Source organism: Pseudomonas grimontii (genome assembly GCF_007858185.1).
GTDB classification, from domain to species: domain Bacteria; phylum Pseudomonadota; class Gammaproteobacteria; order Pseudomonadales; family Pseudomonadaceae; genus Aquipseudomonas; species Aquipseudomonas grimontii.
Map to the genome: position 1 here is coordinate 115,797 of NZ_VFES01000005.1, position 22,439 is coordinate 138,235.

14 protein-coding genes and 1 pseudogene are annotated in these 22,439 nt (G+C 53.8%); 10 read left to right on the forward strand and 5 right to left on the reverse strand.

The features are described 5' to 3' along the window. Positions 1 to 17 precede the first annotated feature (17 nt). On the forward strand, positions 18 to 935 hold the full coding sequence (locus FIV39_RS10420) for a LysR family transcriptional regulator (protein ID WP_090404142.1): 918 nt from the start codon (positions 18 to 20) through the stop codon (positions 933 to 935). 370 nt (positions 936 to 1,305) lie between these two features. Here FIV39_RS10420 and FIV39_RS10425 read toward each other — a convergent pair whose 3' ends face one another. Next, positions 1,306 to 2,277 carry a LysR family transcriptional regulator gene (locus FIV39_RS10425; protein ID WP_244176323.1) on the reverse strand — a complete coding sequence of 324 codons (972 nt, stop codon included), beginning with the start codon at positions 2,275 to 2,277 and terminating at the stop codon, positions 1,306 to 1,308. Positions 2,278 to 2,331: 54 nt separating this feature from the next. Here FIV39_RS10425 and FIV39_RS10430 point away from each other — a divergent pair, with 54 nt between their 5' ends. The 5 genes and pseudogenes from FIV39_RS10430 to FIV39_RS34100 form a co-directional block, all read left to right on the forward strand. After that, positions 2,332 to 2,970 (forward strand): DsbA family protein, encoded by a 639-nt coding sequence (locus FIV39_RS10430; RefSeq protein WP_090404140.1) that lies wholly within the window; start codon positions 2,332 to 2,334, stop codon positions 2,968 to 2,970. A 63-nt stretch (positions 2,971 to 3,033) separates the two neighbouring features. Then, on the forward strand, positions 3,034 to 3,930 hold the full coding sequence (locus FIV39_RS10435; protein ID WP_090404138.1) for an MBL fold metallo-hydrolase: 897 nt from the start codon (positions 3,034 to 3,036) through the stop codon (positions 3,928 to 3,930). Positions 3,931 to 3,935: 5 nt separating this feature from the next. After that, positions 3,936 to 4,325: a nuclear transport factor 2 family protein gene (locus tag FIV39_RS10440; protein WP_090409967.1), complete on the forward strand. Its 390-nt coding sequence runs from the start codon at positions 3,936 to 3,938 to the stop codon at positions 4,323 to 4,325. An 82-nt stretch (positions 4,326 to 4,407) separates the two neighbouring features. Next, a complete protein-coding gene (locus FIV39_RS10445) occupies positions 4,408 to 5,007 on the forward strand; it encodes a malonic semialdehyde reductase (protein ID WP_090404135.1) in 600 nt (199 codons plus the stop codon). 160 nt (positions 5,008 to 5,167) lie between these two features. Then, positions 5,168 to 6,753: pseudogene (locus tag FIV39_RS34100) on the forward strand (hypothetical protein); the annotation flags it as partial. A gap of 347 nt (positions 6,754 to 7,100) precedes the next feature. Here the strand turns inward: FIV39_RS34100 and FIV39_RS10455 are convergent. Then, the gene (locus tag FIV39_RS10455) at positions 7,101 to 8,111 is read right to left on the reverse strand and encodes a hypothetical protein (protein ID WP_244176318.1); all 1,011 of its coding nucleotides are present in this window, start codon (positions 8,109 to 8,111) and stop codon (positions 7,101 to 7,103) included. A gap of 240 nt (positions 8,112 to 8,351) precedes the next feature. Here FIV39_RS10455 and FIV39_RS10460 point away from each other — a divergent pair, with 240 nt between their 5' ends. Then, positions 8,352 to 9,044, forward strand: coding sequence for an ImmA/IrrE family metallo-endopeptidase (locus tag FIV39_RS10460; RefSeq protein ID WP_090404133.1), 693 nt, complete (start codon positions 8,352 to 8,354; stop codon positions 9,042 to 9,044). A gap of 497 nt (positions 9,045 to 9,541) precedes the next feature. Here FIV39_RS10460 and FIV39_RS10465 read toward each other — a convergent pair whose 3' ends face one another. Next, on the reverse strand, positions 9,542 to 10,642 hold the full coding sequence (locus FIV39_RS10465; protein WP_090404131.1) for an integrase: 1,101 nt from the start codon (positions 10,640 to 10,642) through the stop codon (positions 9,542 to 9,544). Between the two features lie 598 nt (positions 10,643 to 11,240). Here FIV39_RS10465 and FIV39_RS10470 point away from each other — a divergent pair. Together FIV39_RS10470 and FIV39_RS10475 are read left to right on the forward strand one after the other, a co-directional pair. Continuing rightward, the gene (locus FIV39_RS10470) at positions 11,241 to 13,439 is read left to right on the forward strand and encodes an McrB family protein (RefSeq protein WP_186731511.1); all 2,199 of its coding nucleotides are present in this window, start codon (positions 11,241 to 11,243) and stop codon (positions 13,437 to 13,439) included. A gap of 3 nt (positions 13,440 to 13,442) precedes the next feature. Further along, complete coding sequence (locus FIV39_RS10475; RefSeq protein WP_090404129.1) at positions 13,443 to 15,047, forward strand: DUF2357 domain-containing protein; 1,605 nt, start codon at positions 13,443 to 13,445, stop codon at positions 15,045 to 15,047. 692 nt (positions 15,048 to 15,739) lie between these two features. Here the strand turns inward: FIV39_RS10475 and FIV39_RS10480 are convergent. Together FIV39_RS10480 and FIV39_RS10485 are read right to left on the reverse strand one after the other, a co-directional pair. Beyond that, a complete protein-coding gene (locus FIV39_RS10480) occupies positions 15,740 to 17,299 on the reverse strand; it encodes an endonuclease NucS domain-containing protein (RefSeq protein ID WP_090404127.1) in 1,560 nt (519 codons plus the stop codon). Between the two features lie 334 nt (positions 17,300 to 17,633). Continuing rightward, positions 17,634 to 18,587: a WYL domain-containing protein gene (locus FIV39_RS10485; protein ID WP_226926230.1), complete on the reverse strand. Its 954-nt coding sequence runs from the start codon at positions 18,585 to 18,587 to the stop codon at positions 17,634 to 17,636. A gap of 88 nt (positions 18,588 to 18,675) precedes the next feature. Here FIV39_RS10485 and FIV39_RS10490 point away from each other — a divergent pair, with 88 nt between their 5' ends. Then, the gene (locus tag FIV39_RS10490) at positions 18,676 to 22,431 is read left to right on the forward strand and encodes an ATP-binding protein (protein ID WP_090404125.1); all 3,756 of its coding nucleotides are present in this window, start codon (positions 18,676 to 18,678) and stop codon (positions 22,429 to 22,431) included. The last annotated feature ends 8 nt before the right edge of the window (positions 22,432 to 22,439 follow it).

Genomic DNA, 22,439 nt, shown 5'->3' on the forward strand with positions numbered 1-22,439 from the left:
GAGTGGGTGGCAACAAGATGATCGATCTGAATGACATCGCATTGTTTGTAAAAGTGGTGCACAGCGGCAGTTTCGCTGAGGCAGCACGGCAGTTAGGAATGCCCTCAAACACCTTAAGCCGGCGGGTTCAACAGCTTGAGGCTCAACTGGGTACGAGGCTGCTGCAACGCTCCACGCGTAAGCTCACACTCACCCAGTCTGGTGAGGCTTTTCACGAGCGATGCTATGGAGCGGTGGAAGGTCTGATTGACGCTGGTGAGCAGCTGATGACAGGGAACCACGAGGCAAGTGGCACCGTGCGGATTGCGGCAATGGCTGATTTCTTCGACTTTTTCCCTATGGAGTGGGTGGCCGATTTTCTTGACGCGCATCCGCGGGTACACGTCGACTTTGTCCTGAGTGATGCACGCGCCGATTTGATCGCTGATCGTATCGACATAGCGTTTCGAGGTGGAGCGCTGCAGGACTCGGGATATGTCGGTCGCCAGCTCCTTGGCGCTGGTAACGAAGGTCTGGTGGCCAGCCCGAATTACCTTACAAAAAGTGGTGTGCCTAACTCGCTTGAAGATCTGGTCAATCATGACTGTGTGAGTTTTGGCCATCCCAGCGGCGTCACCACCTGGGTTCTCTGCGGGCCAAACGGTGGAGCAGAAGAGGTGCGGGTCACTAGCCGGTTCAATGGGAACACCGCCCAAGCTTTGCGCAAGGCGACGTTGGCTGGGCTAGGAATTGCTTTACTGCCGCCCGCCATGACTAAGTCTGATCTTCAGACAGGGCGGCTTGTGTCTGTGCTTCCGCAGTACCATAGAACCGGATACGGCCTACATGTGCTTTACCCCAGTCGGCAACATTTGCCGCTAGCAGTGTCTGCATTCATTGGGTTAGTTATGGAGAAGCTGGAGGGTAAAGAATTCCCTGCAACGGCTAGTTCCTGATCAATGCGGTGTCGTAGTATCGACCAAGTGATTGGGCTCGAAAGGAAGAAAAGGCAGTGAAAAGCGTATCTATGGCCGTTCTCAATATTAGTTTGGGCAGCTTTCCCTTGGAATACTTAATTACACGCGACTAAATCCAATATTTGAAGGCATCTCCTTGTCGGAGAGGAGAGGCGGTTTTTATGTTACTGCCGGAGGAGTTAACGACCGGAGTTATTGAGCTGGTTTATTTATGTATTGCGACAGAAAACCCTTTGTCCACGTATCCGGGTGTTTTCCAGAACAAATACCGTCAGTGTCAGGCAGCGTTGCTTGATAATGCTAGGGGGCTCCGATAATGATAAAATCTGCTGAGCATCACATCAGTGCATTATTTATCGGTACGCCGTCGTTGCCGTTCTCTGCGCTCCAAAAGCTCGACAAACGCGCGTACCTTTTCAGGGCGAAAGCGTGCAGCAGGAAATACCGCGTGAATGCCACCGACGGGTAATTGCCATTGCGGTAATACCTGGACAAGACGCCCCTTAGCAAGGTCGTCGGCTACTGTGTAGTCTGGCATCACTGAAAGACCTGCCCCTTGGCGTACCGCTTCTCGCACAGCGAGTGTTGCATCAAGAAATATGGACGCCTGCATGTTCACGGTTTGGTGTTCATTCTTGTTTAAAGTGAAAGTCCAGCGAAGATGCTCCCGCAAAGCAGTATTTGCCACGAAAGGGAACCTGCTGACCTCTTCAGGACAAGTTAGCACTGCTACCTGGTTTGCCAAGCTAGGAGGGGCGACAAGTAATTGCTTGAAGGTACCAATTTGCCTAGCTTGCAGACCTGTCTCGGCCAACCAGCCTACTCGGATAGCGAGTTCGATATTGCTCGACATTAAGTCCAACGTCTGGTCGCTCAGCCTCGCATCAACCTTGCAGAGAGGGTAACGCTGCGTGAACTCAGCAATGGCTGGTACGACAACACCAACGCCATAGTCGAAGGGCGCGGTAAGGCGTAGGGTGCCGGAAGGGGTCGTGGCGGCTTCCGCCAGTTGGTCGAAGGCGTCTTCTGCGTCAGCCAGGATCAACGCACAGCGTAAGTAGAAAGCCTGACCCGTCTCTGTAGTTCTAACGCTGCGAGTCGTACGAACCAGTAGCGACGTCTTGAACTCTTGCTCCAACCGCGAGACTTGCTGGCTGACAACCGCTTTAGTGATGCCTAGGCGCTCGGCAGCCGCTGTGAATGAGCCTGTCTCTACGACGGAAACAAAATAGGTCAGACGCCTGAGATTTCCAAAACTACCCAGCCCTGACTCGCGTTGATTGTATGTTTTTTCCATACACTGCATATATCGTGTACGCATTTAATAGTCAATCAAGAAGGCTTAGCCTAGTGAAAACTTTACTAGAGAGTCATCATGAATAAGACCCTTTACTACCTCTATGACCCACTATGCGGTTGGTGTTATGGCTCGATACCAGCACTGTCGGCACTTATTGGCGTTGGTAGCGCAAGGCTTGAGCTTATGCCTACAGGTTTGTTTTCTGGTGCTGGTGCCAGGCAGATGGACGACGACTTTGCTTCGTACGCATGGATGAATGATGAACGCATCGCAAGAGTGACCGGTCAGCAGTTCACAGAAGCTTATCGCTACGGCGTGCTCGCTGACCGTAAACAAATTTTTGATAGCGGGCCCGCCACCTTGGCTTTAACAGCAGTGGCGAATACTGTCCCGGGCAAAGAATACGCAGCGCTCAAGGCGATCCAGCATGCTCGCTATGTGGACGGTAGTGATGTCACCTCGGAGCCGGTATTGGTTGGCGTGCTGAAAGCGCTTGGCCTTGATGAGGCTGCGAATTTGGTTGCACGTTCCGATAGCGACATCGTCAGCACTAACGCTAAGCGCATCACCCATGCGCAGGAGTTGATGCGCAATTTTGGCGCGGGTGGCGTGCCGACTCTGATTTTGGAGTCCGGCGGATCGAGTTCGCTTTTGGTCACTCATACGCTGTTTTCCGATCCTGATGATCTTTGTCGTCAGATCGAAGCGGCTTGAGTAGCGAAATAAGACATTCCTGGTAGTTACCTGGCAGTACAAGCGTTTAACTGGGGAAATTTCATGGCAACACGACGTACATTTATCAAAGCGGTCGCCGCAGCGGGCGCTGCAACGACCATTCTAGGCCATAGAGCTTGGGCGGCACCGGCCAAACTGACCTTGCAGTCTTTTCCTGCTGGTGAGCACGGTTTTTTCCGCGCGCCGGTCTTGATATCGGGAGGGCGTGAAGCCGTTTTAATCGATGGTGGTTTTACTCTGTCTGATGGTAGATCCGTCGCCGAAGCCATTAAGCGCAGTGGCAAGCAACTGACCCACATTTACATTAGCCAGAGCGATCCTGACTATTACTTTGGGCTTGCCCCCATCAAAGCAGCGTTTCCGAGTGCTGAGGTAATAGCTTCTTCTGCCACTGTGGCGGCGATCAAAGCCAATGTCGAAAAGAAGTTGGCTACTTGGAGCCCACAACTGAAAGACAACGGCCCCCAAACACTGGCGGACATCGTGATGCCTAAAGCATTCGAAAGTCGGGCTATATCGGTTGAAGGGCAAGATATCGAGATCATCGACGCAACCGGCTTGGCTAATCGTCGCTACCTTAGGGTGCCGTCTCTGAATGCCATTGTTGGCGGGGTATTGGTGTTCGCTGGCGTTCACGTGTGGACTGCCGACACTTCCGGCGCCGAAGGTCGTGCTGCGTGGGTGCGCAATCTTGAAGCGATGATTGCGTTAAAGCCCTCAATAGTAGTTCCTGGTCATATGGCATCGACAGCGGCTACAGACATATCGGCTGTTAAATACACTCGCGACTACCTGATTGCATTCGAGCAAGAGCTTGGCAAAGCAACTGACAGCGCTGCGCTGATCACAGCAATGACCAAACGATACCCTGATGCTGGAATGGGGATCGCACTGCAAATCGGCGCTAAAGTCGCTAAAAATGAAATGAAGTGGGGATAAGCCACATGACTACCAATCTGGATATTATCCGCGAAACCTATGAAGGCGCGTCTGAGGAAAACGGCAAACATCTGCTCGCCGCTCTTGCTCCGAACGCTAAATGGACTGAAGCCGCTGGCTTCCCTTATGCCGGTACCTACACGGGGCCGACGGAAATCTTTGCGAAGGTTTTTCAGCGGTTAGCGACGGAGTGGAAAGACTATAAGGCCACAGTCCACACGTATTTGGAAGACGGTGAGCGGGTTGCCGCATTCGGAGTTTACTCTGGCATTTATCTGAAGACCGGAAAGGCAATGAGCGCAACATTCGCCCATCTTTATCTGCTCAAGGACGGCAAGATTGTCAGCATGGAGCAGTTCGTCGACAGTGCCATTGTGCAAGGCGCGATGGTGTAAGCATAACGTCGCCTGACGTCCAATATATGGACGTTACACGTATCCAAATACTTCAAATTTCCTCGTCACAGGAATATTAATAATGCACAAAAACACGCTCACTACGTCAGTGGACGCGCTCAATATCGCCTTGGTACAAGCACGTAGTTTCAATACCTTCACTGATCAGCCCGTCAGTGATGAGCTGCTTAGCCGTCTTCAAGCAGCAGCACAGCAGGGGCCAACATCCATGAACTGCCAGCCGGCCCGCTTCTTGTTTTTACGCAGTAACGAGGCCAAGGCCCGTTTGATACCTGCGCTTGCACCCGGCAACGTCGAAAAGACCAAGAACGCCCCAATTACAGTGATCGTGGCGTCAGACACGTGTTTCTTCGAGCACTTGCCAACCCAATTCAAAGCCTACGATGCAAAGCCTATCTTCGAGGCCAACGCTGACCTAGCTGCCGCGACGGCCTTTCGCAACAGTAGCTTGCAAGGTGCCTATCTGATCATCGCGGCTCGTTTGCTTGGATTGGACGTAGGCCCCATGAGCGGCTTTGATGTGGCGAAGGTGAACTCTGAGTTTTTTCCCGATGGGCGTTACCAAGCCAACTTCCTTATAAACCTTGGGTACGGCGATCCCGCTGGCAACCATCCTCAAGGCCCGCGCCTGCCATTTGAAGCTGTCGCTCAGCTTTTGTGAAAAGTGACGCAGCGTAAGCGCGATGATCGTATGCGAGAAAAATTACCCCCGCAGTCCACTTTGGAAGACGGTCGCGCAAAAGGTGGGCGTCATCTGCCTCCTCTAACCATACTGAGCCTTACGCATACTCAGACGCAGCGCAAAAAGTTAATGAGCCTGTTTCAACGCTAGGGACACGGGGGACGCTGGTGGCGTTTTTGAAGGAAGCGAGGCCCGTCAGTCCCTCGTCAAAGCAATCGTCGACAACCTGCCGGAATCCGACTTCAAGACCCTGGCCGGTGATTGCTCGACGGATCTGGTGCCTACAATCGATGGGCTGGAAGATGCTTCACGACTGATGCCAGGATTAGAGAGCAATTTGGGAGCCTGGGCGTGGCTCAGGGCGTACCCAGTCCAGTTTGCCTCACTGGGCCATACGATGAGTCTCGCAGACCTCGAAAGGCTGATCGACTGGGGCTGCATCAAGATCAACCTGCCTATGCTATCGCTGATATGCGCGAAGTCAGAAGCTGGACAGGATTCTAAAGACGCCAAATCCGAACCTGCAGATGTGGGCATCGTGTCCTTGCGCAGGCTGCAGGCTTTGGGCATCAATGGGCTCGGTAATTATCTGCTCTCTCACGCCGATGAGCTCGGTAGCGCATTGCTAGATCAGTCTGCTGTCCTGGATGAATCAAGCGACTCCTTGACCAGCTTACTAGCAGAAGTGGACGCAGATCACGATCTGACAAATAGACTCTTCGATCACACGACCTGTGACCTACACACACTCACTGACGCCCCGAGATATCTTTGGGCAAAGGCACTTGAGAGTGATCGCCTGGTGGCCAAAGCTGACGCAGTGTGGATTTTTTTGAGAAAGTCGTTGGGCCAGAAGGCAACGTCTCGGACGAAGAAATCGGATCGGAACCCACAGCGGTATTCACCGGCTTCATCGCTCGGAATGCTTCGTCTCTCAAGGGCACGCTGTGGCAGTCAACGAGCGCAGACTGGTCGCTGCAACAGTATCTTCTGAGCTCCACCGGTATCAGTAATGACGTGCTCCAGGTATTGCTCGATGGCGTCGTGCTTCAAGACCTAGCAATGATAAAAACTGCGCTACCTGAGGGTCGCTGGGGCATGCTGGTAGCCTCATCATTTTTGCCATACAGCTCAGAAGTCAGGGAGATCGTACTGAATACTTGCCCACACCTCGAAGGCAAGTACCTGGTTGAACGGTGGGATCTAGCAAAAGCAGAGATCGATATCAGCTCGCTCCAGCTTGACACGATGCTCACGCTGAGCAAAAGCAAAGCGCTGTCACTCACACAGAAAATTCAGATGTGGTCAGGGCTTAGCCTGGAGACGATTGAAAGCAAACCGGAAGCGATTCCAGAGCTCGGCCGTGTATCGATGCTGGCCAATCAAGCCGGTGCAAGGCTTGCTGATTCGCTGATGCCTGTGCTGCAACATCTGGTTCGCAACGCGAGCCTCACCCCGGAGCAGCGCTCTGAAATGCTGACACAATGTCTTCCCGGGATGAAGTGGCCGGACATTGCTGCAGCTCTAGGGTTGCTCGACGATGAGGACTTCAAAACGGTGAGCGCGAAGGTCAAGAAGATCCAGGTGAGAAACACCGAGTCAAACCGGAGGTTGGTCAACGCGATGAAATCTGAAGGGTACTTGGCAACGGTGACTACTGAGAACGACGTCATCATCGCAACCACCAGGCCCTCGTCAATGACATCTGAGAACGGATGGCTCTAGTCTGAGCGCTGAAGGTAGCAGCTTAGCGACCACCGTAGAGCGCCAGATAGGGCTTGATGCTGACCGCATGGGAGTAACCTGACCCTCGCACATGATTTCTCTAGCTGCTCGTAAGAACAGCATGGGCGAGGGGAGTGCAGACGTGAAGCATGGGGCTGTTCTTGTGCCAGCAGGCGGGCGATGCTGGAGCTGTAGCGTGGATACAAACCAATACGATAGGCCCCTCAGCCTGGACGCCCTAGGACTGTATCTCCCGGGATAGTCTGAGCGCGTTAGGGCTCGCTTAGCATCCATGGCAGGCCCGAACCACCATCGGCATATGCTGCGGGTGGCTCAGGCTTCACTAGCTACTTGTCGAACTTGGAAGGCAACGGGCAGTCGTAGTTAACGTCAACCATGTCCAAGTTCTTCAGCTCGAAATTGGCGTAGCTCGCCCCCTGTGACGTTCGTACTGTGGGTTGTCCGTACAAAAACACAAACGCAGTGGGTTTGGGCTGCTGGGAGATCTTTGAAAGCCTGGTAGCCATGAGGTTTTTGAGTTTGTAGCGCTCGACGAGCGTGTCCGAAACGAAGCTTGAGGTCGTCAGGCTTTCGGTTCCGCGCATCAAGCATTTCTTGAACTTGATCCGGTATGCGTCGTTTTTCCTAGTGCGATCGATGTAGGCCCACCCATAGTAGATGACCGGGTGGTCGGGGAGGTCATTCAGATCCTGTTCCCAGATGCACTTAAAAATGCTGTCGTAGGCCACGTCCTGGCCGGCAATATTGAGACGGCGAAACTCCAAGGTGTTGTCGGATCGATACCGGATATACCGGCTTACTACAGAGCGCACGGAGTAAATGGGGCCTACAATCCCGGATTCACCCAGCTTGGTCGTGTAAGGCCTTGTGTTTCTAGCGCGTTGTTTCGCCACATGCACATCAGCGCTGGGATCCTGAGTCGGTTCGTCATAGTACGAGTCGGGTCGATCTAGCTTGAACACGTCAACAATGGACTCGTCGACGGTTTTGCGCTCCTGCCCGTCGGGGCCGCTCGGCTCAACCTCAAGGTCGATCGCCTTCCCGTTGATGATCCCGCATGCCTCACTATGCTCTCCATAAACCTTGAAGTGCGGCACGACCCGCATGCTCTGCACGTCCTTGTCCAAATTCGCACAGGTCACCTGGGCCGCACAGTTCGCTCCAGGGCAAACGAAGGCTCGTTTATCGGTGATTACACCTGCCCAAAACAGGTCATAGGCTCGATCGGGATCGACAAAGTCTCCAGCCTCAATGCTGAACGCAACATCCAATGCCATGCTTCTTGTCAAACCTCCGGTAACCGTTTCGATGGCCCCCAACGCTACAGCGGGCGACATCAAGGGCTCTGATGTGTGGATAGCGAGCTGGCACGCCCTCATCGGCCACCGCCGTAGCCGAATCCTCACATACAATCTGGAGCAGGGCGAACCTAAAGATGGCGAAATAAAATCACTTTTTTTCTTGTGCCAAACTCCTCAACCGTTCATCTGGAAAACCATATGGTGGGTTAGCCATATATTGAAACCACTACATATTGAGCTAGATTGTATTTGACAGTCTATATGTGGTGTTCCGCCATGAATGAAGCTTCAATCGAGAAAGCAGCGACTGACCTGCTCATGCAGATTTACCGTGATCGCCGGTACCTCTGGCCAGATCAAGAAATTCCCCCGATGATGATGCGCAGCCCCCGGATCGCCGCCATGGTCTGCGGCTACGACTATCATGAATATCCCACCCTGGGGGACACCCAGTTCAACCGGCATAAAACCGGTACTCGCATTGCGGGCCTGATTGATCGTCAATCCAATAAGATCGCTGTCGCGACCGAGTTTGGTGACAAAGTTCAGCTCTTCACGGGGGCCCATGAAGTCGGCCATCTTGTGCTGCATGAGGACACCGTCATGCATCGTGACCGCGCGTTTGATGGCAGCCTGTTGCGAACGCCACGTGCACCCGCAGAGCGACAAGCCGATCGCTTCGCGGCCTGCTTCCTCATGCCCCAAAAGTTGGTGAGGGAACGGTTCGAATTTATGTTCTGCTGCAAGGGGCAGCTGCGCTTCAGCGACGTGATTGCCTATCACCTCGACCCCAACAATCCGGATCGGCTCCTCTACGCCCCAAAAGAGTCAGGAGAACGTGAACTGGCGCTGGCGCGATGCACCCGATTCAACAACCAGCACCTGGTGTCACTGGCCGAGCAATTCGGTATCTCGGATTCGGCGATGGCCATCCGGCTCAAGGAACTGGAGTTGGTGCGATGGCCATAAAGCGGGCAGGGGTCACAGCATACTCAGAGTGTGAATCGTCGGTAGCGATTAAAAAGCAGTGTGTAAACCACTTTTTAACACCGTTAACCACTGTGGCTTACAGTGCAAAAAAAAGGTTTACACCTTCTCCAGGTCTTGGCACAGCGGATTGATTTTGCTTCACCAGGTCACTCCTGTATGACCACTCGCCGGCATGAAGCAAACCGGCGTTTTATCCACGGTTTCTGATGAGTCAGGTCAGTGGGTCAAGGTGCGACTGCCTGAATTACCGTGCTCGCAGCCTCGGCAGCGCTCTTCAATCAGCCAAGGCACCGGCCGGTGGTTGTGCACCCATCCAAGCAAAGGCATCCCTTGACGGCCACTGCAAGAGGAGCGCGCAGGCGTGAGGGTGGACGCCCGAAGGGCCATGACGAGGCCTGATGGCCGAAACATGGTTAACGACAGCCGTCCCCGCAGAGGCACGCTCAACGCATCCTTTAGAATGCGAATAGCAGTTCTCACTCAGGAACAGGCTTGCGACTAACCAACATAACCGCCAAACCGCGAATCTTCTCCGAGGCACTGGAGATCTCTGGATCATCAGACCCAGCTGCGCTGTCTGCCAAAGCGTCTCTGATGGAAACAAGGATGCGTCCCAGCGCTTTGGGATAGTAAGAACTCCGATCGTCTTTGGGGAAAATTGGAATCGATGGGAGAGGGTGGAGCGGATCAATATTCAGGTAACGCAGGTAACGACCAAAGACTTCATCGAAATGGGGTGACAGCGGCAGCCAGCCATCCTTGGCTGAGCGAAGCTCAACCCAACGTCCGTCCGACCTACGATTGAACTGATCGAGATGGCTGGGCGACCTGGCGGTTCCCATGACGCTCCAGAGCCGTCGGCCCGAGTACCTAGCCATGATCAGGTACATCTCAATTATTCGGAATTCATGCACGCCCAAGAAATTTGGGAGCGACTTCAAGACCCATTCCAGCTCAGCATCGGTCAAAAAACCGATTGCCTTGGGTTGCTTGAAAGCAAGATCAGCAAGGGGCTGCGCGGCAACGTTTTCACGTGAGGCTGAAGTATCCTTGAGGTAAAAATCCAGAAACTGCGTCGCGCAGCGAATCTCTCGCTTCCAGACATTTTTCTCGATTTCGCCATCATCACCAATTGATCTGGAATCAAGGAACGGGCGCCAGATTGGGTTTATAGACCAACCCTCAAATGCGACGCCGGGTTCCTGCACGAAGCGAGCCTGTTTGCCGTACACAGTCCAATCTTTTGGCGGGTTGAGCACAAACTCTGCGTAGTTCTCAAAGTCTTTGCGGCGCCAGTCAACGAGTGACAGGCCATGAGCAAAGCTCCAATTGAGCATTTTCTCCAGACCCATAATGCAGCTGTGATACTGGCGGTGAGGATTTTCTGCGCCCCAATTGTGAGCAATCCAATTCACATACCTGTCGACGTACCAGATGTTGATGAAGGGATGGGCTGCCGGGTCTATCTGGGCTAGCCGATCAGCTACAGCCAGATTCGTAGGAAAGGGTCGAAGCTGATTTGGCCTCCAGTAAACGTAGGGAGGGAAAATCGGGAATGGGATGAACGGCCGAGTCATGACAGAACCAGGGGGCTAGAATAAATGATGGCTCCTTTAACCTGTAGCAGAAAGCTGCAGCATTGCCATGGTGGATGTCGTGGTCGAATGGGGTTCAGGGTCGAGTGAGGTCAACCGGAGGTTAGTGAAGGGCCATGCGCAGAGATAGGATTATGAATGGAACCCAAGCTTTTGAATTTCTGGGAAACGGGGGTTTGTGGGTGCACCAATCGCGATTTAAGTGGAAAGCCCCAAAGCCCCGTATTTCCTAAGCCAAACCGAGCCCTTCGATAAATGAGTGGAATCATTTATGGTTTTTCCGCTGAAGAAACAAAATAAATCGTGATTTTCCACCAATTATTTTCACCAGATTCGTGATTTTCCGCTGATTGATTTAAGCGATTTTTGAACCAATATGTACGTAATTCGCGTGAAGTTTTCAGCTGGACCAGATGGGGTAGAGCGGGTCACTGCCACGCTTTTCCCGGAGCTGGCTTCCATCTCCCAGTGATGAGATTATTTCGCCATCTATAAATATCGTTGGTGGAGAATGGACTTGCTGGATCTTAAGGATGACGAACAGCTGAGGACTGGGTGTATTAGCCTCCAGGAGCAGGTAATGTCCTTGGCGGGTAATCAAAGCTGGATCGCCGAATTCCAGAAATGGTTGGTGCGTGTCAGGGATGTGTCTCATGAGGAGTTCCTAAGCAAGGACTTCCAGCTGGCGCTCTGGGACACCGAGGCTGTTTCGGCAACAGGCATGGGGCGCATCAACATTTCTGCGGTCGCCGATAATCCGGCAATCGCAGAGAGCCTCTGGCATCTGAAGCAAAAGTACGCGCAGACAAACGATTCTTCTGAGAATGAGATGCTCATCGCTGACGCCTGGGCTCAAATTGCATCCGCGGTTGCTGGGCTGACCAAAAGAAACCCTCGACTCAAGATGTACCGTGTTTTCGCATTGCTTTGTCCTGGCGCTTTCACGTCGATAGCGCATCATCGAAAACTGCGCGAGCTGGCTCATGCCTTGGGGCTTCCACTGAGCGGTCGGAGGCGTCATCTGCACCGCCTCGTATTGAACCGGTTAGATGACGTGCTGGGTGAGGTGGCTGACGTCTATTCCAGGGAGGGCGTCTCACGTTTGACGCTGCCTTGGCTACTGTTTGTCAACTATGTTCAGAACCCAGAAGGCGAAGCCACCGAAATATCCGACCTGGAGACAGGTGACGAAGTACTCAAGCCCTTGCCTCCTGAGAGAAGGAGGCGCGGTCTGCTGGCGATTGGCGGAGGCACAGCCACCATTCAAAGCATGATCGACTTTGCAACAGATGGATGTACACGTGAAGACTTCATCCAACACTTGCAATCGATCAGCCCTCAATCGAAAACGTCGACTTGCAATACTCAGCTGAACGCTCTGATCGCCGAGTGGGGCGTGTTACGTGCCAACGCAAATAACCTGCAATTAACGCCTCGCGGCGAGGCATTTCTGGAGTCGGGTGATCCAGATGAGATCATTGACTGGATGATCACCCGTATCTTGGGGTTTGACTATTTGCTAGCGGCATTGCGTGACTCACCTTTATCTAACCGTGATGCCATCCTTACACTCAGAAAGGCGAACCCTGGATGGACGTCTGACTTTGCCCCATCAGCAATTATTGGTTGGTTCAGGTACCTTGATCTGGCCACGATTCACGAGAAAGTGCTCAGCCTCACCGAAAGGGGTAGGCAGTGGGTTAATCGAATTGACTGGGAGCCTAAGGGCCTTGCGGGCATTCCAGGTATCGGCCCGTCCTTGGCTCAAGTACCCCCAGTAAAGCTCGATATCGTAATTGAGAGGCCGAAGCTAGGCGCCCTGATTGCTCGATTTGATCAAGAGTTTCGCTTTCCAGAAGAGCTGATCGGACAGCTTGATGCTGGATTGTGGGGGCATCCGAGGCGTCATTTCGCGGTGCTCACAGGCTTGAGCGGTGCGGGAAAGACGCAACTTGCACGTAACTATGCGCTGAGTCTGTGGCAGGAGGATCCTGAGCCAAGTGAAGGCTTGCTGATTGTGCCTGTCCAGCCAGGCTGGCACGACTACACGAGTCTGCTCGGTTATGTTAATCCGTTGGAGTCGGACGCGTATGTTCGTACCGGCGTTCTGGATTTCCTCCTTCAGGCAAGCGCCAACCCGACGAAGCCTTACACACTGGTTCTTGATGAAATGAACCTCTCTCATCCGGAACAATATTTGGCGCCTCTGCTTTCAGTCATGGAGACCGGCGAGACGATCGTTTTTCACGGTCAAGTCGACGAGATCGATGGTGTTCCTCCGGGCATTCCGTATCCGAGCAACCTCGTGATTATCGGCACCGTGAACATGGACGAGACCACTCATGGATTGAGCGACAAGGTGCTGGATCGAGCCTCTGTGATCGAATTCTGGGATATTGAGGTCAAAGCATTTCCTGGCTGGCAGAAGAGCTCTCTTGATGATGAACAGATTGCGCTCGTCAGAAATCTCATGTCCTCACTCATGGATGTGCTTCGTCCAGTTCGACTGCATTTTGGGTGGCGCACGATCAACGACGTGATCGGCTATCTGCAGCAAACACAGGCCGGTGGTGTCATAGAGTTCTCACGTGCACTCGACCATGCCATTTATTCGAAAATACTCCCCAAGTTGCGCGGTGAAGACAGCCCTCGACTGCAGGAGGTCTTCACATCGCTCCATACCACGCTCAAACAGGCTGGTCTGGAAATGTCTCTGCGCAAGGTCAAAGAAATGGCTGACGACCTGGCTCACTCCGGTTCGACCAGATTCTGGCGGTAGACCATGTCGATCATCTTGCAGGTAGAGCACGGGGATGCTCGATTTGAAGTGCACCCAGGTCAGTTGAGCCCAGGTTTCATGGAGAAGAAGGCTTATCGTTTTACCGCGCTTCAAGGCTTTTCCTTCTACATTGATGACGTTTTGGTCGAGGCGGTCGACCAAAACGGGGCGTGTGCGTGGTTATGGTCGCCAGGCTTTTATGCGGGAGAGGTCGCGGCCGAGCTTCTGGATGGTCAGGGGCGGACTGCCGCCAGTTACCGGCTGGACGTCTCAGCAGCTGATAATAAGCTTGGAGGACAGGTATTCGCTGCCATGGTTGAGGCGATTCTGGATTTCGACCCGGCTCTCGTTCTGGGGACAGAAGAGGCTCAGTTTGGAATTGGCCATGATGGAGCACTAACCAGCCCGCATCTGCAGTATGCGAGGCTGAGACGCTATGGGGATCGACTACACCGCGCGCTCAAACAGATATCTCAGCGGCCGTTAACAACCTTGAAGAGCGATCGCACGTCGGTGAGTGCGCACACGGTCAAGCGGTTGGATTCCGCATCCGTGCGCAAGGCACTGAGAGGGCCGACCGGGCAGGCACTGTTGCATCCTGCTAGCACTCAGCGTCCGGTCTTGAACACTGTTCGCTTTGAGGTCAGCAGATCTTACGAGGAAGAGGACAATCCCGCGAATCAGACCGTTGGGCTTATTCTCTTTGATGTACTTAGACGTTGCCGGCAGGTGGTGAGGGGGCTTCAGCACGCAGCTGCCACTGAAGTGGTCAGTGATACCCGATCAGCGTTAACGCCAAGGCTCGTACGCCGAATCGCATTCACCGAGTCGCTTGCTCGCAAGCTAGAACGTCTTCAACGCGCAAGACCTTTCTGCATCGTGACTGCCAGACGTCTATCGGCTGCGGGATTGAATGCGATCTCTGCTCACCCTGCATATGCACGAGCTTATCGGTTTGGTTGGTACGCGTTGCGTTCAGGGTGGTTGGGGAAGGATCCTGATGAGACTCTGTGGATCAGCCCAACATGGGAGATCTATGAGCGGTGGTGCTTTGTGACGGTTGTCTCACAGCTGCAACGTCAGTTTCCTGAACTCGTATGGAGTCGTGAATATCGATCGTTGGGGTTAAAAGAAATCGTATGGCGGGGGAAGGCGGCTGATGTGACCGTTGAGGTGTGTTACCAAGTCCGATGCCCAGCGATTGATCAACCTGCGCATCGCGGTTTCCAAAGCTTATCGCGAGAGCGATATCCGGACATCGTCGTGACGTTGGACTCGCCTTCGGCGAAGCGCTTCGTGGTTTTCGACGCGAAGTATCGCAGCGCCCGCGCCAGCGTCCTGGATGCAATGGAGTCAGCGCACATATATCACGATAGTCTCCGGTGGAAGGGCATCAAGCCTGACGTTTCGTTGCTGCTGATCCCTCGGGCAGACAACGTAACGCTGCTTGCCAGCCCGACCTATCATGCGAACTATGGGGTTGGAGCTTGGCAAATCGGAGCTGAATCAGAAGGGGAGGCGCTGGGGGTCGAGATCAAACGTATTCTGACTGCGGTACCAATCGCGGCCGCTCCGGTGTGTTCGATTGTTACTGGAGCGACCACGTAAGCGATCGCGCGCGCCCAGCCTGAGTGCAAATTCCTACCGGCTCCTGTGAGAGCTCAAAATACGTCTTCGCGCGGACGACACTGGGCAACGGCTTGATGCGGTAGCGGGTGCACCGGATACCGATCTGCTCTGTCCATCGTCTTCTTTGCCATCAAAATCGGGCAGGATGTTCAGTGTAACGGCAGCAGATCAGATCTGCGCAAATGACAGGGATTAGTGCTCTTCATGCACGGGGCTCTTGAGGATCTCGGCGCTTCCAGCCGCCGGGATATCTCATTCTCGTCCAGTGACAGACCAGGCTGAATACGGTTGCGCCTCAGTCGCCCTGCCAGGGAATTGCTGTCGCTGAACCCATTTGATTTCGGAGAGTTCTACTCCCCATAGGCAACCCTGTCTGAGAGACGGATAAGGGACTGAAGTCGAGGTAGATTGGGGGCCTTGCTGGGCCTTTCGGCCGCCCCAATGCTCAACTGCAGCCTCGATTCTATCCCGATCCAGCACTATGCCCTTGGTGACTCGTACGTCCATAAGATTCGTGACCTCACGGGCGATATTCCTACAGTCTGAGCAAAGGATCTTCATCATGAGGTCTTGGAGCTGGGGCGTGGGGTTGACCAATTCATTGAGCGTGACCTAAAGGAAAATTTTAAGCAATGAGGTTGGACGGTCTCCGGGTGGCTGCAGGATGGAGATCATTCAACGGTCGCAAAATTGCGAGGGAAACATTTCAGGCACTCTGAAACCTCTGCACAGTAATCAGGGTTGGCGGCAATGAAAGCCTGCAATTTCTTGGGAGTATCCAATTGCGTTGGAGAGTTATCCGGGCCGTACAGCACTGCCTCTGAAGCATGCAGATTCTGGACGAACACATAGGGAAAGAAGCCATGCTCCTCATACACTGACTCGTACCTGTCCTGGTCAACGGCGCTCCCGATCATATGCCATAAGCTCGGCAGGTTTCCGTATGTCTTCTCGATATTGGCGAGGGCATTTTGAGGTCGAGTAAGTCCATCCCACATCCATCCACCTTCAACTGTGACGTGAATGTCATTATTTTTTATAATCAAGCCAAACGCTGAAAGTTCTGCACCGGGGTACTCAGTTCCCTGATGCACTGCGTAGTAGAAATGCCTCATGTCATAGCCCTCAAACTCAACAGTGGCGTCGTCCGGAATTTCCGAAGCTATCTGTTGGTACATCGATAACCAGAAAGGGGTATGTCCGATGAAGGATGCAAAGGCTTCTGATGCGTAACTCCAAGCTTTGCCGGTGGATTTGCTGGAGGCCTTGCTAAAACGGTATCGATTGGAGCGAGTCGACCTTGCGTCTACATCTTTGGCTGTTAAGCAACGCATGATCTCATCAAGGTTGTTCACGAGGTCATTGCGAGGCCAGTCTCCCAGTTTCACGAGTTGAGCATAGTGATGGTGAACTTTCTGATTCTCGACTTTCTCAGGGGTTGCCCGAGTGTCCGAGTAGAAAACGAACTCGGCTTTATCGCTCTGATCTTCCAGCCAGTCGCAAAGGTCGGTCTCAATCTCCCAACCTGGATGCAGGTAAATTTCTTCCTGGAAGTCCGGATTAAATATCAGCTTTTTCACATCTTCAATGGCCCTATCGGGTACTCTCCAGACGCACAATAGGGACATGCGTTCGCGTTTGCCAATCGGTTCCATGACGATCACGGCAGCTCGTACATGCTCGGCGTTGCTTAAAGCCCGTTGAAGGTCAGCGCTGAAGCTTTGTTGGTTTTGCGCAGAGGCGAAATAATAGAAACGCATGTCTGGTGACAGGCGAGATTGTAGGCTCACTTTGGGCAGGACTCGTTCTTCAGAAACAACAGCCTGATTCTCCAGCGTAATCTCAAAACCCTTCACCTGCACCGGGCAGTAATCAGCGAAGAACGATAGGGGGATATCCAGTTCGTGCCAGTGTGTTGACAATACGAAGCAGCGGATTCTGTGGCTATCCACTTTCTGATCCTCCATGAACAAAGCGATGTATTTGCTCAACTCATGGAGGGCTTGTCGTGCAGCCTGCTCGCTGCGCTTGACTTCAATGATCACAAAATTGCCGAAGCGGTCTTTAGCCAGTATGTCAAAGGCGCCGCTTGCGCCTGCTGGGTTTTCGACAACAAAATTAGTGGTTATCAACGCGAGCTGCGGCTCAACAATTGTCAGGCGCTCTGCTAGGTGATCACGCAGTTCGTCCTCATTCTTGAAAAGCCCCAAGACAGGTTTTGCTCCCGGCATACCGAATTTCCTTAACAGCGTGTAGAGGCAGGTCTGAATTTGCCGACTCCATGTGAACCCTGCATAGCGTTCTTAAAAGTCGGGCGGTCGGCGTTTGATTAGTGAAGTGTGAAAAGACCTTCAGCCGAGGTGACGCATCCGGTTGAAGCGCGATGAGGGAACGTCCCATGTGATCGGCTAGGCCACTTAGCCTGAAGCGCAGCGCTCGGATAGACAATCGACGATACCGGTCGCCTTTGAACCTGCATTACTCAAGCGGATCCGCAGCTGCCGGCCGTTCTCAACCAAGTAATCAAAACATCGATTACAGATCGGATGCATCCAACTCCCCCTGTCACCGATGGTCGGTGCGCGGATAGCCCGGGGCCAACTCTAGGTTATGAACGCCATACAGAGCTCCAGGATTTTTCAGCCACAGGCGAAACTCCAGTGGGTCGAGTGAGTGATCAGGACTGCAGTCGACTGACCACTGGCGCAAAGCGTAGCCCACTACCGCTGAACGAAGCCGGATTCGCAGGGTAGCGCTTTCATCCATATCGAAGTCGAGGAGCGCGGTCTCGGGCCTTGCCAGTTTCGGGTGGGGGACAAGCTCCAGCTCCACTCGGTGGTTCCACTGATCATCTTCAGCCATTAGTTCGTTAGGGAGGATTGGGCCCTGGGCGCTACTCACGCCAGTGATGCGAGTAATCGCGAAATCTCTGAACTGACCGCTTTTGCGGTCATAACCGCGCACGTGCCACCGTTGTCCGTTGTCGAAAAGCGCATACGGAACCAGCTCCCGCTCGCTTCTCTCGCGCAGGGACTCATAGTCAATCCTGACTGCATGACCTTGCTTAATGCCCCTGCAGATGGACGCAAGGATGTCGAGTCGAGGCTTCGCAAGTTGGGGTTGAGCCAAGCAAGGGATACCTGGAGTCCAGCTCGATGGCTCGGCATCGCCAAAGCCCCGACTGACCCATGTCAACACATGTTCGGAGGTGAACTCAAATATCGGCGTGAAATTTTCGGCGGGGGCGTATGCCTTGGTGCGACTATCAAACACCAGATTGTCCGGTGCCAAGCGCCGATAGAGCGCCAAGTCACGCGTAGCTGCGGCCGTTTGCAGCTCGAAGCGCTGAACGATGTCCTGTCGCGACACCGCGCCACAAAACCACGCCTGCAGCTCGATGAAAGCCAGTCGATCGCGCTGTTTCTGTGACAGCTGCGGAAGTTCTTCTCGCAAACCCACTGTATAAAACCTCAGTTGCAAGCTTATCTTAGGATCGTTATCGTCCGACATTGAGATCATTTTGATCTCTTTATGCGCTCATTCTAGCCATTCAGTCTAGCCCTTCGCTGAGGGGTGCGCCATGTGACTCGTTGATCAGAGGTTTGCTATGTCACGTTTGCTCCGCATCGTTCTCATTGATTCGCTGTGTGCCGGCGACAAGGCCGAAGTGCTCGTTGATGCCAATACCTGCCTCACAGGTACCAATGGCATCGGTAAGTCGACCTTCCTGAAGCTGATTCCGCTGTTCTACGGCGCCAGCGCCGGAAGGATGGTAAAGGCGGGGACAAACACCTCCAGCTTTGCCGACCACTATTTACCCAGCTTCACCAGCTACATCGTTTTCGAATATCTGAATCATAAGAATGAGCCGCGGTGCGCCGTGCTTCATCGCTCACACTCGGGATATGCCTACCGCCTGGTCAGTTGCGCGTGGAACCCAGAGCTTCTGTATGTAGATCAAATCATTGGTCTTTTAGTCGAGCCGAGCAGTCTACAGCGTCGTGCAATGAATATGCGAATCGACTGCACCCCCGAGCTCACCCCTCGTGATTACCTCAGAATAATCCAGTACAACACAGGCGTAGCGGATCTTGAGGGCATCAATTCAGTCGAACGCAAGCGCATGATTGCAGGACTTCGGCGCTCCTATTCGCTCGCACCACTGCGGCATCACTTCGGCGGCATCGACAACCTGATGTTCTCGCTTCTGGAGTCCAAAGGTACCTTCGACTCCATGAAGTCGGCGATGAAAGAGATACTCCAACAAGAGACAGGCGTTGAGAGTGTCGATCTTTCCGGGATGGATCTAGCCGCATTCACTGGAGCGATCGACAGCCGCGCAAGCTTCTTGATCATGGAAAAACAGATCAGACCCATGATCGATCGTCTTGCCCAACTGCACCCCAGGTTGGTCACCAACGAAGGTCAGCAAGGCCGCCTCAAACGAATCGCAACTGATCAACAACGGGACGCTCTAGCTGCCAAGACAACCGTCGAAGCGGAGATCCAGGAGGCCAGGGCACGCGAATCCGCCGCGTCCGACCTTTACAGCGAAAGAAGCGAGGCCATTCACGACCGGCTTGGCACCGCGCGTCGTGCAGAGAGGGAGGCCCTGCGAGATGTCGAATCACTGATCCGCCAACGGGACAGCTATGACCAAAGCAGCCTCCCGTCGCTGATGAAGGACTATGCTTCGATGAGTGCCATGGAGGAGGGACTGCGCGCTACGGCAGGCGAGCATTCCATACTCGTCGAGCAAGGCCAAGGCATTCAACAGCGGTATGACAAGCTTCAGACAGAGCTGACCCGTTCAGTGCTCGAGCGAAAACAACGCCGCAGCCAAGAGGCCGAAATACGGCAAATGGATACCCGGGCACAGGCCCAAGCTCAACTGGATCACCTGGAGCAGCAACTCGAATCTGCCCGGGAAAAGCATAGCAGTGAGCTTGAAGACCACGAGCAGAAGCATACCTTGCTGGCCACAGCGCTCGTAGAGCTCAAAAGCCAGGCCGCTTTCCTGAGTGCCACTCGGTATCTACCGGAAACCGCTGATGCGATACAGAACGAACAGTGGTCGATCGACCTCATCCGCGCCGAATTGGACAGCGCAACGATCGAAGTTGCCGAGCACAGCGCCGAGCAGCGGCGATTCGCTCATGAGCAGCAAGCGGTAGCCGATGAGCAGGAGCAGGTCGTAAGGCGTCGTGAGCAACTGCGTGACGAAGTCGAGACGCTCAAGTGTCAACTCAATCCAAGCGAGGACACGTTGCTGGCATTTTTGCGCTCAGAGTGCCCAGCTTGGGAGCAATCGATCGGTAAGGTCATCGACCGCGGGCTCCTATTGCGCAATGACTTGTCGCCCTCACGTGCGCTCGAATCGTCCACCCTGTTCGGGATTCAGCTTGATCTGAATCGGCTTCAACCAGTGGCAGAGTCTGACAGGGAAGCAATAGAGTCAAGCTTGGCTCTAGCAAATCACCACCTTACTGAGGTCGACGAAGAACAGCAGCGCCTGACCCGCAAAGCCTCCGTGATGCTGGAACAGCGCAAGCAGCACCAGTCATTACTTGTCGAGATCCTCCGTCGCCAGAACAAGCATCAGGAGAATCTCCAAGCACTGCAAGGCCACATCGCCACGTTGGAAGAAGAGGGTAAAGAGAACATCGGTCGCCTGCGATCTCAATGTGCCCAATCTTTAGCTGAAGCTGAGCGCAGCCTGGAAGCTCATGTCATCCAGCGCGAAGAGTTGAAAAGGTCTCAGCAACACCATCTGGCGAACCTCAAAGGGATCGTGGACAAAGTCAAGCAAGAGCTTGCGGTTCAGTTGGATGAAATTGAACGGGCGAAAAAGAACGCCCTCGACGCGCTTGATAGAGAGCAAGCCGAGAAGGTGGATGGCTACACGGCTGCTCGACTCGCTGAGCTCACAGAGGCCGGGGTGGATAGTGATGCCATCAAAAACCTTGAAGCAGCGATGATTGCATTGGAGTCGAAACTCGCCACCCTGAATAACCACTTGTCCGGCATCCGAAACTACCAGCGGTGGCTTAATGATGACCTGCCCAAGCTCCCTACGCTCAAAGCCACGCACCTCCAGGCTTCAGAGCTGGCCAGCCGTATCCAAGTTGAAGTAGAAGCGTTCCAGCAAGCCAGGACTGAGCAACTGAATGCCTTCAAGGCCGCCTCGGCAGTGATCTCTGAACGCCAATCTGTGCTCGGTACGAAGCTATCGACACTGGCATCGGTCATAAAGCGGCTAGAGGACACCCCCGTGGTGAATTCGGATCTTGATAGCCTGCGCAAGCTCACGCCGGCCGATATCGAGGCCGAGGTAGGGCGACTGGAGCGCGAAGCCAGGAGCCAGCGAGAAGAAGGCAGGAGCTTATTCAGAAAGATTGAGCAAGCCATTATGGCCGGCCCACGCGATACCGCGGAATTTGACGCGATCCAGGACATCGCGATGCGCTCACGCCAAGCGGATGGCACCGGTGAGAAAGTCTGGTTCCACGCCACGCCTGAATTGCAGGTGTACATGGCAGAAGGTCATGACGTGCAGCGCAGCAAGCTGATCACCCGTGTCAGATCTCTATGTACCCAGGTCGCCGAAAACCAGTCAGTGCTCAATGGACTGCATCGCTCCATCATGGATCTCGGCCGCAAGGCCACCAGGAAGGTGAATGAGGTGCTGGCAGCGTTTCCTCAGTTTACCAACTTCGAATTTCGAGTGGTTTCCAGGATCCACGACATCAGTGCATGGGACGAGATCGAGGGGTTAGTGGAGCACTTCAACCGCTGGCGTCTCAAGTCTGGCGAGATCCCAACGGACGCTCTCAATGAACGACTGATGTCCATGCAGCGGCGCATGAAGGCAGGGGGTTGGCTCTCCCCGAAGCTTGCGGACTGCTTCGACGTTTCGTTGAGCTGGATGGTCAACGGTGTTCAGAAGGTCGCTTTCAACACCGCAGACTTGGGCGATGGGCTCAGTACAGGCCAGCTCAAGATCATCGTCGGGATGATTTACCAGGCGCTATTTGAGCTCATTCGACGTGATGCTGACTTCGATCTGCTGTTGCCGATTGATGAGGCGTTGGAGCTCGATGTGAACAATGCGTATACCCTGCTTAAATACTTCAACGCTCGTAACTCACAGCTGATGCTCGGATTTCCCGGTGGCGCCCCTGAGCTTATCCGTCACTTCACGCACCTTTATGCCCTTGACCGCCGGCCTTCGGGGGCCGTGTACGTCAAGCAGTATCAAGCTCCCGAAACCGACAGACTTGCTGATTTGAATGATGAGCTAGAGCTTGATGATGGGCTCGATCTCAATGGCCCGGATATCAATAGGCCGGGGGCATTTGTATGAGAGACACT

Coding starts and splice junctions, on each gene's coding strand:
- FIV39_RS10480 (WP_090404127.1), bottom strand. CDS start 17,299: ATGCCGGGAGCAAAACCTGTCTTGGGGCTTTTCAAGAATGAGGACGAA.
- FIV39_RS10435 (WP_090404138.1), top strand. CDS start 3,034: ATGGCAACACGACGTACATTTATCAAAGCGGTCGCCGCAGCGGGCGCT.
- FIV39_RS10425 (WP_244176323.1), bottom strand. CDS start 2,277: ATGCGTACACGATATATGCAGTGTATGGAAAAAACATACAATCAACGC.
- FIV39_RS10465 (WP_090404131.1), bottom strand. CDS start 10,642: ATGACTCGGCCGTTCATCCCATTCCCGATTTTCCCTCCCTACGTTTAC.
- FIV39_RS10475 (WP_090404129.1), top strand. CDS start 13,443: ATGTCGATCATCTTGCAGGTAGAGCACGGGGATGCTCGATTTGAAGTG.
- FIV39_RS10470 (WP_186731511.1), top strand. CDS start 11,241: ATGTCCTTGGCGGGTAATCAAAGCTGGATCGCCGAATTCCAGAAATGG.
- FIV39_RS10455 (WP_244176318.1), bottom strand. CDS start 8,111: ATGTCGCCCGCTGTAGCGTTGGGGGCCATCGAAACGGTTACCGGAGGT.
- FIV39_RS10440 (WP_090409967.1), top strand. CDS start 3,936: ATGACTACCAATCTGGATATTATCCGCGAAACCTATGAAGGCGCGTCT.
- FIV39_RS10420 (WP_090404142.1), top strand. CDS start 18: ATGATCGATCTGAATGACATCGCATTGTTTGTAAAAGTGGTGCACAGC.
- FIV39_RS10445 (WP_090404135.1), top strand. CDS start 4,408: ATGCACAAAAACACGCTCACTACGTCAGTGGACGCGCTCAATATCGCC.
- FIV39_RS10490 (WP_090404125.1), top strand. CDS start 18,676: ATGTCACGTTTGCTCCGCATCGTTCTCATTGATTCGCTGTGTGCCGGC.
- FIV39_RS10430 (WP_090404140.1), top strand. CDS start 2,332: ATGAATAAGACCCTTTACTACCTCTATGACCCACTATGCGGTTGGTGT.
- FIV39_RS10460 (WP_090404133.1), top strand. CDS start 8,352: ATGAATGAAGCTTCAATCGAGAAAGCAGCGACTGACCTGCTCATGCAG.
- FIV39_RS10485 (WP_226926230.1), bottom strand. CDS start 18,587: ATGATCTCAATGTCGGACGATAACGATCCTAAGATAAGCTTGCAACTG.